The organism is uncultured Capnocytophaga sp. (genome assembly GCF_938029845.1).
Taxonomy (GTDB): domain Bacteria; phylum Bacteroidota; class Bacteroidia; order Flavobacteriales; family Flavobacteriaceae; genus Capnocytophaga.
Genome location: NZ_CALHGG010000162.1, coordinates 1 through 18,257 on the forward strand (window position 1 = coordinate 1; position 18,257 = coordinate 18,257).

Below are 18,257 nucleotides of genomic sequence, written 5' to 3' on the forward strand. Positions count from 1 at the left end.
TTTATTTGTTAATTGTTTTAAATAGAATAGTGTATTTGCAAGAACCTTTCTTTCATCTTCTGTAGATTCTCCATTACTATGTCCTGTTTGGATCATTGCTGTATTATTCCATGTCGTTAGATAGTACTTATAATTTGCTTCTTTTGGAAGTTTTTTTATTAGATCATATACCTCAACAACAAGATCCATAGCTCGTTGCCAAAGAATAAGGTCTTTAAAATCCTTAATATTTTCCATTTTCTATATTTTGTATCTATATTCTAACCACTAATCACTAACTACTAACCACTAATCATTCACAAACACCATCTCATTCTCATTGGATAGTTCTTCTGCATAGTTATACCCTCCTAGGTGGAAGCCTTTGAGGTCTTCGGGGTCAGTGATCTGGTGTTGGGCGATATAGCGTGCCATTAGCCCACGTCCTCGCTTGGTGTAGAGAACTATGGTCTTGAGGGTGTCGCCGCGCCAAGTCTTAAAGGATACATGTACGACTTTCCCCTTGAGGGCTTGGGTGTCTATCGCTTTGAAATACTCATCGCTGGCTAAGTTCACAAGGGTCTCACCCTCTTCAAGTTCGCTATTAAGGGCTTGGGTGATTTTCTTTCGCCAGAAGTCATATAGGTTGGCATGTCCTCCTACAGCAAGCTTGATGCCCATCTCCAACCGATAAGGAGCAATGAGGTCTAAGGGCTTTAGGATACCATAGAGACCTGAGAGAATACGCAAGTAACCTTGTAGCCTCAGTACCTCCTCTTGGCTCAAGGAAGAAACGTCCATTCCTTCATATACATCGCCGTGATAGGTGTAGATAGCAGGGCGAGCGTTCTTTTGAGTGAAAGGGAGGGAAAGTGCTTGGTGGTATTGCCAACTCACGTCCGCTAAGCGGGGCGAGATATCCATGAGTTCCCCAAGAGCGGCAGGGGAAAGCTCCCTAAGCACCTTATGCACCTCAAGGATTTCCGATTGGAATATTGCTTGGGTGGGGGTGAGGGCAGGATAGGGCGAATGGCTATCCATTCGTTTGGCGGGAGAAATAACAATCTTCACTGGAAATTATTTAAAAAGAGCTTGTAAGTCGCTAAGGATACTCTGTCCCTTGTCTTGGTTGTACCACTTCTGAAGGTCTTCCTTGAACTCAGGGGTGAGTTTGCCATGTTCTTTTTTGTAGGCTTCTACCATTTGGGTAGCTACCTTAGGACGAGGTCCCCATACATGGAGTACCTCAAGGCTCTGGGCATCGGCAATGATAAGGATAGGAATGGCTTTCCCTCCATTGGTAAGGTACTGGTTCATCAGGTCAGGATTCTCATCGCGAAGCACGATTTTAAGGTCAATAAGCGGGTTGCTCTCTGCAATTTTTGATAACACAGGGACAATTTGCGCTGCATCGGCACACCATGCCTCAGAGATTACCAGCCATAATTGACCTTTTGAAATTTGCTTGAAGGGCAAAAGGTCTTCTTCGGAAAACTCAAGGGTATTGTCAATACGCTTTATACGCTGACGGTTGAGTTTGGTAAGGGAAACCATAAATTCGGACTGGTCATCTCCAGTCGTTTTTCCTTGTAGTAAAAGGCTATCCATAAGGTTTTTAAACGCGTCATAGGATAACGCCTTAGGAAGACTATTTTTTATCATAATAGTTTTTGTTTAGTAAATAGTTTTAGTGAAAAGTGAAAAGTGAAGAGTGAAAAGCGAATAACCACTGACTTCTGACTTCTGACTTCTAACCATGCAAAGGGCAAAATTACAACATTCTAAGAGAAAAATCAAGAAAATAATGAGTCAATTTGCTAATGAGCCAATTTGCCGATGAGCTGATCACTAACCACTAATCACTAACCACTAACCACTAATCACTAACCACTAATCACTAATCACTAACCACCAATCACTAACCACTAACTACTGCCTTCTAAAAATTAACAATTAATAATTAATAATTAATAATTAAATTTGTACTTTTGCCACAAGGCTTATATCTTTTATAGAAAATTAATCTTATAGCTAACGTATTAAAAACCAAAAAAATACATTTTATTTTATGAAGCTGATCTTTCAAATATGCTTGTTTTTCTGCACTTTTCTCTGTCTTGCTCAGCCATTGTGTGAGCATAGGGCATTGCAGTATAACCAATATAGCATCGGTAAGGATTTCTTCAATATCAACCAACCTTTGCAGGTGAGCTCTGAGGGCGAACTGCTTTTCTCTCCTGAGGAAAATGTCCTCTATGCACTCCATAATACCGAAGTGGAAGAGTATTTCAAGGGAGAGGACGTAGGTATATTCCTTAAGAAATTCAAATTACAAGATAAGATTTTCTTTGGCTTTAGCAAGAGCATCTATACAGGTAGTGACTACGATCAGCTCATCCCCCAAAAGGTGGGTTATGTAAATGCGCACTATGCCCATTTTGTTCTGATAGATAAACGTATTTACTTCACTGCTATTGCCCCTTCGGAGACTTCTTTTAAGCTCATGAGCTATGATGGACGTTACTTTCAAGAATTGGAAGAGCACACCTCCTATGTTTATGCACTTTCTGTCAATAGTATCCCTTATCGCTGTATATTAGGCAAGGATTATACCGATATTAGGAGTCTGGCACCTGGTGGCGATGGACAGATTTTCCCATGGGCTTTTAGTCCTATCTATATGCGTTCCATAGGTGATTTTTATTTTATCAAGCCCGAGAATGATGGTCTTTACCACTATTCTCGTACCCTTACCACTAAGGTCTTGCCTGCCAATAAGAGCGAGAATAAGAACTTCGGTCGCTATTACCTTTATAACAATGATAACGAGCTGATATTGTATGACTTAGAAAAGGATTTGGAACCTGTATCCAATACTACTGCCATTAGGTCGGCCTACTATAAGGCTTTTTCGGAGGATTCCCAAAGCCTCTATTTGGGTAGTAACAACCAGCTCACCCGCCTATTTACCTACCTAAAAACCTATCCACGGTTGTATAACGATACCAATACTGATCGTATCTTTGCCCTTGCCCTCACCCCTTCAGGTAAGCTATGGGCAGGGAGCTACAATGGGGGCTTTTCTATTATTGACAGTGACAAACTCCTTGAGAGTCCACTCAAGGGCATACAGATGAGCTATGGCGCACTTCCTTTGGGTGAGAAAGTCCTTTTTAACAATGCTCATAAGGGGTTGTATCTTTTCCAATCACCAACAAGTTATACCAAGGTGAGCGATACGATTGTTTCTAATTTTAACTTCCTCTCTTCTCAAAAGGTTCTTTATACCGATGTCCAGGACTATGGTCTGGCTTATAAGCCTTTGATACAGCTGGAGCAGAAAGAAATACCTTGGAAAACTATTGGCAAGAAACAGGGCTTGACCCTTAACCACTGTCAGGGAATAGCACAGGATAGCAAGGGCTATATCTGGACGATCTCCATGCAGGGAGTTGCTCGCTACAACCCAAAAACGGACACTGCCCAGACACTTCTCTTTGATAAGGGACAAACGCCATTCAGGGGTTATACTCTCTTGGCAGACGCTAACAATACGCTATGGTTTGGTAGCGATAAAGGTCAACTCTATTACTATAATCCTACCGATAAGGAGCAGGTGGATATGACAGACTTTCACCTGCTGGAACACCCCCTTCTATTGGGTAACGATCGCCCCGTGGTCTTTCTACACCAGTGGCGAGACTATCTTATCGTAGGGGTTACCAATAAGCTCTTTGTACTTTCCTTGAACGAATTTGTCAAAGGTAAGGTCAATGTACGCTATCTCAACCCCTATGCCATGAACCTCCAAGACCCTTTGGAACGTGCTTGTGTGGCAAGTAACTCCGATGACAATTACCTATGGTTTGCCTCCTCCAATATGCTCTTTCGTTGGAATATTGACCAGTGGCTCTCCTTGCCCAATTATAAGGTGGAGCCTACTTTAAGCATCAATACAGGTAAGAATATTTATAAGTCACATGTAGATGATCCTATATCCTTGGAGGTCAATGAAAATTCTTTTGAGATACGACTCCATTACCAGACCAAGGATAACCTCCCTCGCTATGTGATTCCTGCTCTCTATAGGGACAGCCAAGAGTATGCTATAGAGCAAGGAGTCCTTACTACCGAAACGGAATACCGCTATCAAAACCTATCAGCGGGCAATTATATATTCTCTCTGACCGTTTGCCAAAACGATGGGACTTATACTGTCCTGAAATATCCTATCAATGTCAAGCGTTCTCTTTCGCAAAATAGCTATTTTTGGCTAGTGATGATTCTCATTCCAGCCTCCACGGGGTTTTATCTACTCTACAACATGAGGCGTATGGATAGGCAGGATAGAGAGATAGCACTACTTACCATTGGTAATCTCGGGAAGCAGTTCCGTCCACACTTTATGCTCAATGCACTCAATAGCCTCGGAGCAGAACTCTATGATAATCCCCATGCCGAGCGTATCATCTCTCATATAGGGGAGAATATCTCTATCATGCACCGCTATTCCCAAGACCAAACCCCTTTCATTCCTTTTAGTCAAGAGTGGAAACTCACCGAGAATACCATTGCTATACAGCGGGAGATATTCCTACCTGACCTGCAAGTACAGATTGAGAATATCGAGGCGATTCCCTCCGATTACCGTATGCCTATGGGAATCTTACAGGTGATTGTGGAGAACTCGCTCTTGCACGGACTCCGACACAGGGACGAACCTCCTCAACTGTTGCGTATTGCCTTCTGGGAGCGGACCGATATATACGGTATCAGTATCTCTGACAATGGGGTAGGGGTGGCTGCTTCCAAGAAATATGCGGGGGTACAGCGACACGGTACAGGACTGAAGAACATACAGCGTATCCTTAGAATCCTTGATAAGCACTTTGATGATGCCATTACTATCTCTATGACGGACAAGGATAAGGATGATCCTAAGTATCCTGGTACAATTACTATTATAGAACTCAAAAAATCAATTAATTATGAAAAAATCAACCTTTAAGTATCTTGTCATTGAGGACGATAAAAGCATCTGGAAGAATATCTCTGCGCGTATGCAGAAATACCTCCAGTGGAAGCCCATTCCTTTTACTGATAGCCTACAGGAGGCCATTACTCTGATAGATACCCATCGTCCGGACTTGATTTTCTCCGATTGGAGTATCCGAGGGGGCAATGCCTATCCTATCCTCTCTCATATTCACCAGACTACAGGATACACACCTTATATTATCTTTTTTACAGGTTATCAAGGGGAAAACCCCGAAATCCCTCAGATTGTCTTTAACGAATTTCCTTTGGTCAAGAAATACCTTGTGAAGCCTATTTTCCAGCAGCTTACCGAGAACCTCACCCAGTACCTTTCCGAAGCAGAAGCCATAGCCGAGGGAGAGCAGGAAACACCTGTCTTTATAGAAAATTACCTAAAACAGCAAGTGCGTATCTTCCCCAAGCAGATTCTCTGTTTCTTGCAGGATGAAGAGAACCCTCGCTTGAAGGTGCTCCATTCCCTATCGGGGCAGGCTATCCAGCTCAAGCAAACTTGGGAAGAGATTCACCGCTTCTGTGCCGAACATCATATTTCTATCTTTGTAGCCAACACACGAAAGGCGATCGTCAATCGCGAATATATACTGCGCATGAATCGTCCATTTATCTGGCTTGAAGGAGGTTTGCGTATTCAAGTGTCTCGTGAACAGTGGCCTTTGCTCGCTTCTGAGGTTTAAAAAATACCCTATTTTTACCTTTCATGTGCAAATACTTACACTTCATGCGCGAAAACGTATTTTTCTCTTGACATGAATAAAAAAACTACTACCTTTGTAACGTCAAACAAAGAGAATGAAAGTTTTATAAGTATTAAGACTCTTTCTCTAACATAATTTTAAAGAATAGATTTTTTTGCGTTTTTTATTTTAGACAGTGAGGAATAAGCACCTTAGTCAAGGAAAAACTAGACCTAAAATATACTTGTAAGCGAATTAAGGTGCTTGGTTCTTTGCTGGAAGCGCAACCCTATACATCAGAAAGTTTTCATCTCTTTATATAGTAATTAGATTTTTTGTGTTTTTATTTTAGATTAGAGTAAGGAGATAAGTCTCCACCAATAGAGGCTTATCTCTCTCCTCTCTAATTGAAAGACGAAAGAGACGAAACATTATTTTTTGGCAATTCTCAAGTTAACCAATATACCAGTAGAATGAAATAGTGAACAAGTATTTACCTTTTATTTATTGTCTTTTAGGAGTTGTCGCCTTAGCAAGGATTTTCGTGAAACAAACAACTAAATTAAACGCTCTAAACATTTCATAAGACAACTAAACAATTATATATCAACTTTTATCTCCAAAGGAGATGGTAAATGAAAGGTAATATTATTCACTAACGAAAAAAATTCTAAAAAAATTAAGTGCATTTTTTCATACAAGAAAGGGGAAAGGGCTGTTTCTAAAAGTGGTAGAACAGTCTTTTCTTATTTTTTTCCAGTACTACCATAGCCTCCTGTGCCACGTTCTGTCTCGGAGAGTACCTCCACAGGGACAAACTGCGCTACTTCATGCTTGGCGATAACCATTTGGGCAATACGTTCCCCATTGGCAATCTCAAAATCTTCTCCCGAAAGATTGATAAGCAACACCGATATTTCTCCTCTGTAATCGGCATCTATGGTACCAGGGGAGTTCAGTACCGTAATGCCATGCTTGAGAGACAAGCCACTACGCGGACGCACCTGAGCTTCGTAGCCCAGAGGTAGCTCTATATAGAGACCAGTTGGGATTAGCTTGCGCTCCAAAGGTTTGAGAATAACCGTTTCCTTGAGGCATGCCCTCAAGTCCACTCCTGCCGACCCTGCGGTCTGATACGCGGGCAACGCATGCCCCGAACGATTGATGATTTTTATTTCCATTCTTTTAATTTTAGTCTTCAGTTGTTAGTGGTCAGTGGTCAGTGACTAGTGATTAGTTTCTAATTTCTAATTTGAATCAATAGTTAAAATTATAATTTGCTAACTTTCTAAGACGCAATAAATTGCGTCTCTACACAGGCGCTGGCTAAGACAATTACATGTGAGCGTAGTCATCCGTAGAGACGCAATTTATTGCGTCTTAACGAATTAGATTATACAGACATTTTTAACTATTCATCAACTCATCAACTCATCAACTCATCAGCCCATTGACACATTGACTCATCAGCCCATCGACACATCGTCTCATTGGCAAATTGACTCATCGTCTCATGACTTTTATTGCTACAAGGGCATAAGCCACGAAAAACCCACTTCCTATAAGCACATTCCTATCTAGTACATAGAAATAGAGTAGCGAAAAGACCACCGATACCCCCAAGAATCCTCCGATAAGTTTCCAATCGTAGGGCACAGGGTATTTCTTTTGACCTATCCACCATGATATGCCCATCATACCCCCATAGGCCAAAAAGGTTGCCACAGCCGCACCCATATATCCCCATAGGGGGATAAGGCTAAGGTTGGCCACCACGGTGATGACTCCTCCTATAACCGAGATAATTGCCCCCCAATGGGTGCGGTCGGTTACCTTGTACCAAACCGACATGCTATGATATAACCCCAAGCATAGGTTCGCCATAAGCACAAAGGGCACAATCTTCAGTCCTTCCCAATAAGCCTTGTTAGGAATCAATAGCCACTTGAGTTGGTCTATATATATGCAAACAAATAGGAGTATCCCCCCTGCAAATATACTGAAATAGGCGGTTACCTTGGCATAGGTAGTAGGTGCATTCTTGTCACCCGCACTGGAAAAGAAGAACGGCTCTACCCCTAGCTTATAGGCGGTAATGAAGAGCGTCATGAACACTCCCATTTTGTAACAACCTGCATAGAGTCCTACCACGGCATCAGCCTCATCCGAGGGGTAGAGCATACGGATAAATACGCGGTCAAATGCCTCATTTACCGAAAAGGCAATCCCTGCCACTAGCACAGGAAAGGCATAGCGAATCATCTCCCGCCATAGGGTACGGTTCCACAAAAAACCAATCCGCTTGTACAGCGGCAGCATATAGAGGAAGGTGAGCAAGCTCGCAATAAGGTTGGCGATAAATATGTATTGGGTTTTGTCAGTGATAAAGGTAAAAGTAGGTAACTGATGACCTTCTCGCTCCAAGTAAGGGAAGTAAAGTAGGAAAAGCAGGTTGAGTCCTAAGTTGATGGCTACATTTCCTATCTTGATAAGCGAATAGTGCAGCGACTGCCCTGCATTGCGATACCAAGCAAAGGGAATCGCCACCATTGCGTCCAAGACTAAGATCCATATAGCATAGCGAATATAAATGGTAGGATAGTCCAGCCACTGTGCTATATAGTCACTACATAACAAGGCAACTATCAGAAAGGCCAACGAGCTTACCGCAAGGGAGACAAGACTCGTGGAGGCGACCCCCTTGGCATCTTTCTCCTTGTTCATAAACCTGAAAAAGGCCGTTTCCATACCATAGGTAAGCAACACATTGCCCAATATCATATAGGCAAAAAGCCCCTGATAGAGACCATACTGGGCTTGGGTAAGAGTATGTGCGCTCGTATGTAGCGGCGTGAGAACAAGGTTCAACACCCGCGGCATTACCGTCGCCAAGCCATAAATGGCCGTATGCTTAAATAATCGCTTTATACTCAAGGCTTGATTTTTTTGACCGCGCAAAGGTACAAAATAATCATCGCTTTACCTAAAAATACTTGAAAACTGAAATATTATTTGTACTTTTGCACCCTAGTCTAAATATAAGGAAAAGATAAAAACTAACGAACCACTAACCACTAATCACTAATCACTAACGACTAACCTATGATCATAGATTTTGCCCTCCAAAAATATCCTTTCATTATCGCTACAGTGGTATCGATAATTGTCTTTTTTATCCTCAAACGCTTTACAGACTCTTTAGTAGCGAGAATAGGAACCAAGGCGGAATTTCCTAAGGCACGCACACAGTTGGTCAAAAAATATATTGATGTGCTTCTCGGTGCCTTGCTTTTCTTGGTGTTGGTCTCTATCTGGGGGGTGAAGCCCGACCAAATATTCGTCTTTATCTCCTCTATACTTACGCTAGTAGGAGTGGGCTTCTTTGCCCAATGGTCTATACTGAGCAATGTCACCGCAGGGGTGATTCTTTTCTTCTCTTTTCCTTTTAAGATAGGAGACAGAATCCGTATCATGGACAAGGATTTCCCTATCGAGGCAGAGATCAAGGACATCAGTTCTTTCTATACACTACTTAAAACCGATTCAGGAGAAAATATCTCCGTACCTAATAACCTTTTATTACAGAAAGCCATCGAGATTATAAAATGAAATTACAGATACAATACACGGCTAACCCCGCCATTATCAAGCTTGAAGCCCCTGAAGTATTAGTCAAGGGCAATTACCAATATGAACGTTCCGAGCCTGTGGATAACTCACCCCTTGCTCAGGAACTCTTGCGCCTACCTTTTGTCAAAACGGTCTATTTCTCGGCCAATTTCATAGCCTTGGAAGCACTGCCTATTGTAAAGTGGGAAGAAGTCGCCCAAGAGGTATGCCAAGAGGTGGAGGCTTACCTTGCGGCAGGTCGCCCCATTATAGGCGAAGCATCTGCCCCTGAAGAAGCACCCGCACCCGCCAAGCGTATTCCTATTACCATCTATGTGGAAAGCACGCCCAATCCTATGGCGATGAAGTTTGTGGCAAACAAGAAGCTCGTTAGCAGGGTATATGAATATAAGTCAGCTGAGGAAGCCTCCGATTCACCTTTGGCAACCGAACTCTTTAAGTTTCCTTATATTAAGGAGGTGTTTTTTGATAGTAATTACATTTCTATCATTCGTCAACCCAAGATATTATGGGAGGATATTATGATGGAGTTGAGAGAGTTTTTACGACTCTATCTCATGGAGGGAAAACAAGTAGTCAAGGTCAGTGTGACCGAGCAGGATAGGCCTAAAGGATTACCCTCGCTTAATGATGTATATTCACGAAAGATTATCGCTATCTTAGACCAATATGTAAAGCCAGCGGTCTCCAGTGATGGCGGTAATATACAGTTTGTCAGCTATGACAAGCAAACCCAAATAGTCAAGGTACTCCTACAAGGTGCCTGCAATGGTTGTCCTTCCTCCAAGCGTACCCTCAAGCAAGGGATAGAGACCATTCTGCGCGAGATGATGAAGAACGAACAAATCACCGTAGAAGCAGTGAACTAAGTGAATAGCAGTTAGTAAAGGTGATCAATAGTTAAAAATATCTGTATAATCTAATTCATTAAGACGCAATAAATTGCGTCTCTACGGATGACTATGCTAAGTAGGAATTGTCTTAGCCAGCGCTTGTGTAGAGACGCAATTTATTGCGTCTTAGAAAGTTAATGAATAGTGCTTTTAACTATTGATTTATATTAGTAACTATTCACTATTCGTTAGTCACTATTTAATGGATGCTTCGTAGATACCTTCTATAGAATCTGCGAGGGTTTTATTGAACTCAGCATCGGATTGTTGAGCGGAGAGACCTTCAGAGAGGGCACGAGAGAAGCTAGCGATCACACCATGGTTCTTAGCGAGGATCTCATTGGCTTTTTCTCTGGAGTAACCTCCTGAAAGTGCTACTACACGTACCACTCTTGGGTGCTTAGTAAGAGGTTCGTAGAAGTTGGCTACAGTAGGGAGGGTGAGTTTTAGCATCACATCGGAAGTAGTAGGAAGTTTGTCCAAGTGTTTAAGGATTTCTTCACGGAGAATAGCCTCTGCTTCTGCTTTGTCAGGGATATTAATATCTACTTCAGGCTCAATAATAGGCACCAATCCAGCAGCGATGATTTGAGCAGCTACTTCAAACTGTTGGGCAACAATGCTTGCAATACCTACTTTGGATGCTTTTTTCACTACCGAACGCATCTTGGTACCGAATACATGGTGCTCATTGGCTCTTTTGAGTAGGTCGGCAAGGTTGCTGATAGGTTTCATCAGTTGTACCCCGTTTTCGTCCAAGTTTTCAAGCCCTTTATCTACTTTTAGGAAAGGGAGAATATGTTTTTCTTCCCATAGATATTCAGCGGTGTATTTGCCGTCAATCTTGTTATCCATAGTTTGTTCGAAGAGGATAGCCCCAAGAATTTTTTGGTCATTGAAGGCAGGACTCTTGATAATGCGGGTACGCATTTGGTGGATAAGGTCAAACATTTCGGCATCGTTCTTGTACGCATTTTCCTCTACACCATAGAGTTTCAAGGCTTTAGGAGTACTACCTCCACTTTGGTCAAGGGCAGCGATGAAGCCTTTGCCGTTTCTCATTTTTTCTATTTTTTCTTTCATGATAAGTAAATATTTAAAAAGAACTTATTGGTACCGACCAACAAGCATTAGGTTTACGATGTCACAAAAATACGAATTTTTTATGTAAAAACAAAGTTTTTCACTTTTCATTTTTCACTATATTGCATATGTCCTTCTCTCCACTGACAAGCGAGAGCTTCTTATCTGTATATTTGTAGCAGTACTTCCGATTTTTGTCCTTGAAGTAGTAATAGGTAGGAGCTGCTTTATAGGAGAGGTATAGGGTCATATCCTTAGTAGCACCAACAAAGCTAAGGCTTTGGTAGTCTGTGAGGTTCTTGACACAATGCTCACCTAAGATAAGCCAATCTTGGGTAACATATCCTACCTCTATATCCCTCACAGGGGAGCTAAGGGGTAGCTCGCGAGTGACTTTAATAGGGCAAAAAGGACGGTTTTTGAACCCTTTTATGTCATCTATCCACCGAAGGTAGTAGAAAACCATTTTACCATCTATAAGAACAAACTCATCGCCTGCATGAGTGGTGTTATACCTTTCATTCTCTGAGAGTATCTTTTCCTGTAACGGGCTGATTTCCATAGGGAAAAACCGATTCTCATAGACTACATAATAGGCAAGACCATCGTAATAAAAGAGATATTTGGACAAAGAGGATTTTTTAGGTGTCTCAATAATACGCAGTTGCTGGGGATTCTTTACGGCTGAGAGGTCTATCGGACGATCATAATCATCAAGGTCTCGGTTGTAATAATGGGAATAGTCTCTGTAGTACTTCCCGTCCTTTTGGAGCAAATCCAGTGATGCCTCGTAGGTTATATCTTTTCTAGGAATGATAGCAAAGCCTTCACAGAACCATAAGCGCCCGTCATGGAAATCCCAAAAAGCGCCCTTGTGGTGTGTCTTCTGTCCATAACGAACAAGCGTTCCTTCGGTGAATTTTTGGGTGAATCCTTCGCGAGTAAATTTCTCTGTATAATCATTTAACCAAGGGAAGTCATATTTAGTTATATAGAAAGTATCCTCATCATATAGATAATCACATAGGTAACCATAAGAGCCATAACTGCCCTCTACCCAACATACCTTTTGGGCGTCCAATCCCTCTACAACCTCAATACTTCTCTCCATATAGCTCTCTTCTCGGTACATATATACCTTATGGGTGTCCTTTAGGAGTGTTTTTGTCTCAGAGGTATGTAGGACAACCACATCTTGGGTAGGAAAGTCGGTGAGGACTTCTTTAGTAATCTCAATAGGATCTTCGTATGATGAGCGCTTAGCATAGTCAAGATAATACCAAGTTCCTTGGGTGAAATAGATGTGTCCTCTGGCGATTACCTCACTCACTTCTCGGGTGGGAAATAGTGGGATTACTTTCGCTTCCTCACTGTGGTATCCCCAGATGTAGTAGTGATAATCCTCATTGGCAACTATAAGCCAATCATTATCGTAGTTAATCATTTGTACCCCACGAGGACTGATAGGCACAGGTGTCTTAGTACAAGACAAAGAAGTAACCCCATCACCTATGGTATATTGAGTAATCAGATATACCTTTTCTCCCTCCACCTCCACCGAGGCTTCCCAAAAGAGCGGAGGACTTTCTCCCCCGACCTCCGCAAGGGGTTTCCCATATACCCACCCAATGGTGAGGAAGCTAAGAAAATAAAAGAGTTTCATGTTAATCAATGATTAATACCAATAATGATTAATTTAAGTTCCGCAAGTCATTTTTAAGTTATTATTAGACTTGTAATTAGTTAATGATCAATATATTACAAAATGACCTCCCCCTGCCCCCTCCAAAGGGGGAAAGTCTCCGAATACTTGGAGGAGAGTATGTGTAAAGTACGTTGGAAAAGGATAAATTTGTTAGTCAAAATGAAAAGCTTTCTATTATCTAACTCTCTGAAAATCCACCGTTTAGTAAATCCCCCTTCGGAGGGGGGTAGGGGGAGGTTTTGAAAGTCAGTGAGTTACAGAGCTTGTAAAACTTAAATGATTAATATACCAGCAGGGATTTGTAATATAGTTACTGACTTCTTTGTAGGTCTGATTCTTCCCACTTAAATAGCGTGGTTTTATGAAATAGGGTCGTATCAATACTTTGAAAATGAAAGCATTTTGATGCTGAATTTTCTGACTTTATGGTATAAATGTACTCGTCATAGGCGCTAAAAATTTCATCTTTATGCTGTGCAAAATCATCTTCTTTGAAATCATTATTCCAACAACAACTTGTACTTACCACCAATTCGACTTTTTGAAGCAAACTATCCTTAAATAGAAATCTTTTTTGAGATAATATCTTTATAAAACCTTCTTTTTCCTCAATCTTAGTGATATAGAGACTATCATTATTGGGGAAAATTTCTAAATCTTTGTAAGCATTGAATCTTTTTTGAATATCCTTAATTGTAGATGCGCCTAATACAAACGATTTTTCATTGATAAATCCCTTACATAAGCCTTTATGACGCATTCTTATACACGATAAAAATGTAAATGGAATCAATATACATATGGCTATAATTATTTTTCTATTTGAAATCTCCATTTTACGTTTTTTCTGGGTTATACATCCCTCTGCTAGCGCGTTTCTTGTAGCTCGTGCCAGCAAGGGTGTTGTTAGTGCAATTAATACACCCGCACAGTAGCAACAAGAACAAGATCACACTAATAGTAATCATTTCTTCATCTTATAATTCTTTAAATACCACTTCTTTATTCTGTTATATAGTCGCAGGCGGTTGTTATAACTCGTTGCTTTATCTTGCAGAAAAAATACAGTCATTATCTCTTGATCAAAATGGAAGCTCTTGCCCTTTTTAAATTCTTCACCAAAAAGTGTGTATGTTGGGCAGTTAGCTACTTCCTTATAGCCTAACAAAAATAAAGCTACATCGCTATGGGTATAGTTATAACTATCGGCATAACGGATATTTGTTTGTGTGGTATCTTTTAGTTTTTCTATTAAACAAGGGATTATCCCCTTATCAGATTTTTCTATATTTTTAAATATGCTGTTTTCTTTTTTGGGTAACAAATTACCTTCTACATAATAATCATATTCATCAGGGAATTCTATGTAAGTCAAACTATCTAATATATAGGAATATTTACTGCAATCTGAATTGGTAAAAACGTTTTGCTTCTTTATAGCACAAGCTGTTACACAAATAATAATTACAAAAAATAATATCATTTTTCTCATAGTGGAATTTTTTAAATGATATTTTCACCTCTGCAAGCTCGCGCTAGCAAAGTGCAAATTGCCTCATTGTCAAATCATTTCATTGTCTCATCGTCAAATTGCCTCATTATCTCATTGCCCCATCGCCACATTTGACTATAATAGCTGAATTTGTTCCGCCAAAACCGAAGGAATTAGATAGAAAAGCGCGTATAGGCTGTTGGGTAGTTTGGGTGATGATATGGAGTTTTTGAGAGTCTTCATCAAGGGCTTCTATATTGATGTTCGGGGCGATGAAGTCGTTTTGCATCATTAGGATAGAATACACCAGTTCACTGGCACCCGCCATCCAACACTCATGCCCTGTCATGGACTTGGTAGAGCTTACGGGGGTATGACTGCCAAATAATTGGTGAATAGCTTTTGCCTCATTGGCATCGCCCACAAGAGTGGAGGTGGCATGGGCATTAATGTAGTCTATGTCCTTGGCTTGCAGATGCGCATTAGCCAAGGCTCGTGCCATCGCGGTGGCAGGCCCTTCTACATTGGGGGTGGAGATATGCCCGCCATTGGAGGAGAAGCCATAGCCAACGATCTCGGCCAAGATAGGTACGCCGCGTCGCTGCGCACTCTCATAGGTCTCTAAAACAAGGGTGGCAGCGCCTCCGCTGGGTACCAGCCCATCGCGCCCCGCATCAAACGGGCGAGAGGCCTTCTGGGGAGTATCCTCACGAGTGGAGAACACGCCTAAGCCGTCGAAGCTGCCCATACTGTATTTGTTGGTCTCCTGAGCCCCTCCGCATAGGACGATTTCCTGCATGCCACTTTGCAGCAGCAGATAGCCCAAGCCTACCGCATGGGAGCCGCTGGCACAGGCTGCACTGATGCTCATATTGACCCCTCTAAGACCGAAAAGGGTAGAGAGGTTCATCGTTACGGTGGAGTTCATGGTACGAAAGACCGCCCCTGAGCCTACAAGGGTGGTATCACCCTTCTCGCGTATCTTGTCATTGGTTAGTATTACCGATTCGGCTACACTGTCATTCCCGTAGAGGATACCTACTTCTTGGGCTTTGAGAAAGTCAGGGTCTATACGTGCCTGAGAGAGGGCTTCTGTTGTTGCCATATAGGCATATTCGCTCTCTTCTCCCATGGAGATACGCTCCCGCCGCCCCAAGACACCCTTGAGCTGTGGAGCAGGCACAAAGCCCGTCAAGGCAGAGCGATAGCCGTATGCCTTGCGTTCGGGATCAAAGATGATCCCCGATTTCCCTTCGTATAAGGCGTCTCTTACCGCCTCTAAAGATGTACCTATACAGGAATAAATTCCCATACCAGTTATAACTACACGATGACTCATAATAAGTGAAAAGTGAAGAATGAAAAGTGAATAGAGAATAGTTCTCTATTCACTTTTCGTTATTCATTTAATAAATTCTTCAATCTGACTCTTGACTTTCTTCCAAAGCTTATCAAGGGCATATTCGCTAGCCCACGCTACATGGGGAGTGAGTAATACTCTAGGGTGGGAGGCTAATTTTAGTAGGGGATCATTGGCGACAGGGGGTTCACTCTCGAATACATCGGTGGCAAAGCCTAGTAACTGCCCTGCTTCCAAGGCATCATAAATGGCTTGAGGATCCACTACTGCTCCACGGGCTACGTTGATTACCAAAGGCTTGCGTTTCATTTTGGCAATGGTACGAGCTGAGATAAGGTGGCGAGTTTGTTCGGTTAGTGGGGTGTTGAGCGAAATAACATCACTCTGAGCCAAGACGGTGTCAAAGTCGGTATATTCCGCACTGCGGGGCGCTTTGCCCTCACGCTCTGCCCAAAGTACGCGCATACCAAAGGCTTTGGCACGATCGGTAATGGCATTACCAATATTTCCTACCCCTATAATTCCCAAGGTACGAGTGTGTAAGTCCAGAATGGAGGGTTCGGTAAGGCAAAAATGCCCATCAGCCTGCCAAGAGCCATCGGCTACGGCGGTATGGTAGGGTTTCAGTCCTCGCATAGCAGCTAGTAGGAGCATAAAGAAGTGTTCGGCGACACTCTCGGTGGAGTAACCCACTACGTTCTTGACTTCTATGCCATGCTCTCCAGCAGCGACTCTGTCTATATTGTCCATACCAGTGGCAGTAAGTTGGATAAGCTTTAGCTGAGGGAGCTTGTCCATGTGTTCCCTGCCTATCTTCACCTTGTTGGTGATGGCAATATCTGCCCCTTCCAAGTGGCTTATCACTTGCTCTGGACGGGTGCTTTCATATACTACCCATTGGGTAATCCCCTCTGGGACGGTTAGTTCCATTTGGGAAGATAGGGTATTTCTATCTAAGATAACAGCTTTCATTAGTTCAATACGATATGATATTGTAAGATAAAGGCACCCTTGCGGCTATCTACTTCTTTTTGTAGGTTGTATATAGGGCGGTTTTGGTAGCAGAAGCTGAGCTTGTTACTGTGTCCCTTGAAGAAGACATTCACACCAAGGTCATATGCCACCATAGGATCTTTGAGACCGTCAAACTTGGAGTATTGGATACCAAAGTTAGGTTGTATACGAGTATTGCAATCTTCACTCTTACCAAAGAGATATCCTCCTAATAGGCAGAAAGTACTTCCTGTTCCCATCATAGGATATTCATTACCTCCTCCGTTGAAATAACCAGTAGCACCTGCATCGGCTACGTTGTTATTACCTACATTTCTTACATAATCACGACCAAAATCGGTGAAATAGTAACCTGCATTTACCGTAATAGCATCATTACGCTCGGAAAGAGGAGTATCTAAAAATACTTCAGCAGAGAAATTCTTGTAATCGTAGTATTTGGTCACACCTGTTTGGAGTTCACTCATCATATCCTTTTGATATACACCACCTAAGGAGAGGTTCAATACTTTTTTAGCTCCTACATAAGTACCTGCTGTATAAGGGGTTTTGTTGCTTTCGCGTTCCCAAAAGTCGTATTTGAGATGACCAGAATATTGTTTGTGAGGAGCATTTTTGGCATAGCCGACTACTCCTTCTTTCTCATCAGTGGTAACCGCATAAGGGCTTTTGATAGTAAATACATAACTAAGGTTTTGGATTTGTCCTTTGGCAAAGACACCAAAGCTACGTACCGCATCGTCATTTATATTCACAGTAAAGAGAGAGAAGGCAGGCCCATCTAAGTCCATCATACTACCGCTGGCTTTCATAGCATTACGGCTGCTATTCCAGCCAAACTTACCCAAACCGAGGGTGAACTCTGGGGCAAATTGGTAATCCGCATAGAGGTCAAGAATGCCGATTTTGTCTTTGCCTTTGCTGGTGAAATTATAGTTATTACCCCCGAAAAGTCCATATACATAGACCCTTGGGGTGAGTTGGCCCTGCACGCCTATACGCAAGCGACGGATAGAGACATCGGTAATACGACTTACTCCAGATCCATCGACCATGGTGTTGGGGTTGGCATCTATGTATCTTGCCCAAAGGGTAGCTGATACACTTGCCTTGATGTAAGTTTTTCCGTCTTCGCTAAGATTTTTTCGTAGATTCTCTTGGCTCCACATCAGCGAGGGAGCAAGCGCTAAAAGGAGGAATAATTTTTTCATATTTGTTTTGTTAAGTTGTTGGTTCTTAGGGGTTAGTTATTATTTTTAAAGAGTCAGTAGTCAGCACTAGAAACTGACTACTGACCTTTGATGTCTGACTACAGATTAAAAAGTAAGATCAGCTTCACTTTCGTACTCGATTTGTCTAATATCAGTTT

Annotated in this window: 16 protein-coding genes; 4 read left to right on the forward strand and 12 right to left on the reverse strand. The window is 42.0% G+C overall.

All coding sequences use genetic code 11. From position 1 onward, the window contains the following. The 3 genes from Q0625_RS12130 to Q0625_RS12140 all read right to left on the reverse strand — a co-directional run. Positions 1-237, reverse strand: a 237-nt coding sequence (locus tag Q0625_RS12130) for a four helix bundle protein (protein ID WP_298827714.1), incomplete at its 3' end; no start/stop codon positions are given. Between the two features lie 51 nt (positions 238-288). Beyond that, complete coding sequence (gene yaaA, locus Q0625_RS12135; RefSeq protein ID WP_298827718.1) at positions 289-1,050, reverse strand: peroxide stress protein YaaA; 762 nt, start codon at positions 1,048-1,050, stop codon at positions 289-291. 6 nt (positions 1,051-1,056) lie between these two features. After that, on the reverse strand, positions 1,057-1,641 hold the full coding sequence (locus Q0625_RS12140) for a thioredoxin family protein (RefSeq protein WP_298827721.1): 585 nt from the start codon (positions 1,639-1,641) through the stop codon (positions 1,057-1,059). A gap of 406 nt (positions 1,642-2,047) precedes the next feature. Between Q0625_RS12140 and Q0625_RS12145 the strand changes: the two genes are divergently transcribed. Both Q0625_RS12145 and Q0625_RS12150 read left to right on the forward strand, forming a co-directional pair. Then, positions 2,048-4,987: a histidine kinase gene (locus tag Q0625_RS12145; protein ID WP_298827723.1), complete on the forward strand. Its 2,940-nt coding sequence runs from the start codon at positions 2,048-2,050 to the stop codon at positions 4,985-4,987. Beyond that, entirely contained in the window at positions 4,968-5,711 is a 744-nt protein-coding gene (locus Q0625_RS12150) for a response regulator (RefSeq protein WP_298827726.1), read from the forward strand. Before Q0625_RS12145 ends, Q0625_RS12150 begins: the two co-directional genes overlap by 20 nt. A gap of 746 nt (positions 5,712-6,457) precedes the next feature. On the opposite strand, the gene dut is transcribed toward Q0625_RS12150, so the two are convergent. Together dut and Q0625_RS12160 are read right to left on the reverse strand one after the other, a co-directional pair. After that, entirely contained in the window at positions 6,458-6,892 is a 435-nt protein-coding gene (gene dut / locus Q0625_RS12155) for a dUTP diphosphatase (protein WP_298827729.1), read from the reverse strand. Between the two features lie 322 nt (positions 6,893-7,214). Next, entirely contained in the window at positions 7,215-8,645 is a 1,431-nt protein-coding gene (locus Q0625_RS12160) for an oligosaccharide flippase family protein (protein WP_298827732.1), read from the reverse strand. A 168-nt stretch (positions 8,646-8,813) separates the two neighbouring features. Here Q0625_RS12160 and Q0625_RS12165 point away from each other — a divergent pair, with 168 nt between their 5' ends. Together Q0625_RS12165 and Q0625_RS12170 are read left to right on the forward strand one after the other, a co-directional pair. Then, the gene (locus tag Q0625_RS12165; protein WP_298827735.1) at positions 8,814-9,320 is read left to right on the forward strand and encodes a mechanosensitive ion channel domain-containing protein; all 507 of its coding nucleotides are present in this window, start codon (positions 8,814-8,816) and stop codon (positions 9,318-9,320) included. Further along, positions 9,317-10,210 (forward strand): NifU family protein, encoded by an 894-nt coding sequence (locus tag Q0625_RS12170; protein ID WP_298827738.1) that lies wholly within the window; start codon positions 9,317-9,319, stop codon positions 10,208-10,210. The genes Q0625_RS12165 and Q0625_RS12170 overlap by 4 nt, the downstream gene beginning before the upstream one ends. Before the next feature lie 219 nt (positions 10,211-10,429). Here the strand turns inward: Q0625_RS12170 and Q0625_RS12175 are convergent, their stop codons facing one another. The 7 genes from Q0625_RS12175 to Q0625_RS12205 form a co-directional block, all read right to left on the reverse strand. Continuing rightward, positions 10,430-11,317 (reverse strand): fructose bisphosphate aldolase, encoded by an 888-nt coding sequence (locus tag Q0625_RS12175; RefSeq protein ID WP_366125071.1) that lies wholly within the window; start codon positions 11,315-11,317, stop codon positions 10,430-10,432. Between the two features lie 100 nt (positions 11,318-11,417). After that, positions 11,418-12,980, reverse strand: a complete 1,563-nt coding sequence (locus Q0625_RS12180) for a hypothetical protein (RefSeq protein WP_298827741.1) — start codon at positions 12,978-12,980, stop codon at positions 11,418-11,420. Between the two features lie 352 nt (positions 12,981-13,332). Next, positions 13,333-13,782 carry a hypothetical protein gene (locus Q0625_RS12185; RefSeq protein ID WP_298827745.1) on the reverse strand — a complete coding sequence of 150 codons (450 nt, stop codon included), beginning with the start codon at positions 13,780-13,782 and terminating at the stop codon, positions 13,333-13,335. Positions 13,783-13,986: 204 nt separating this feature from the next. Further along, entirely contained in the window at positions 13,987-14,514 is a 528-nt protein-coding gene (locus Q0625_RS12190) for a hypothetical protein (RefSeq protein ID WP_298827749.1), read from the reverse strand. A 106-nt stretch (positions 14,515-14,620) separates the two neighbouring features. Next, entirely contained in the window at positions 14,621-15,853 is a 1,233-nt protein-coding gene (locus Q0625_RS12195) for a beta-ketoacyl-[acyl-carrier-protein] synthase family protein (protein WP_298827751.1), read from the reverse strand. A 63-nt stretch (positions 15,854-15,916) separates the two neighbouring features. Beyond that, the gene (locus tag Q0625_RS12200; protein WP_298827754.1) at positions 15,917-16,846 is read right to left on the reverse strand and encodes a D-2-hydroxyacid dehydrogenase; all 930 of its coding nucleotides are present in this window, start codon (positions 16,844-16,846) and stop codon (positions 15,917-15,919) included. After that, complete coding sequence (locus tag Q0625_RS12205; protein ID WP_298827756.1) at positions 16,846-18,099, reverse strand: porin; 1,254 nt, start codon at positions 18,097-18,099, stop codon at positions 16,846-16,848. Before Q0625_RS12205 ends, Q0625_RS12200 begins: the two co-directional genes overlap by 1 nt. Between the last annotated feature and the right edge of the window lie 158 nt (positions 18,100-18,257).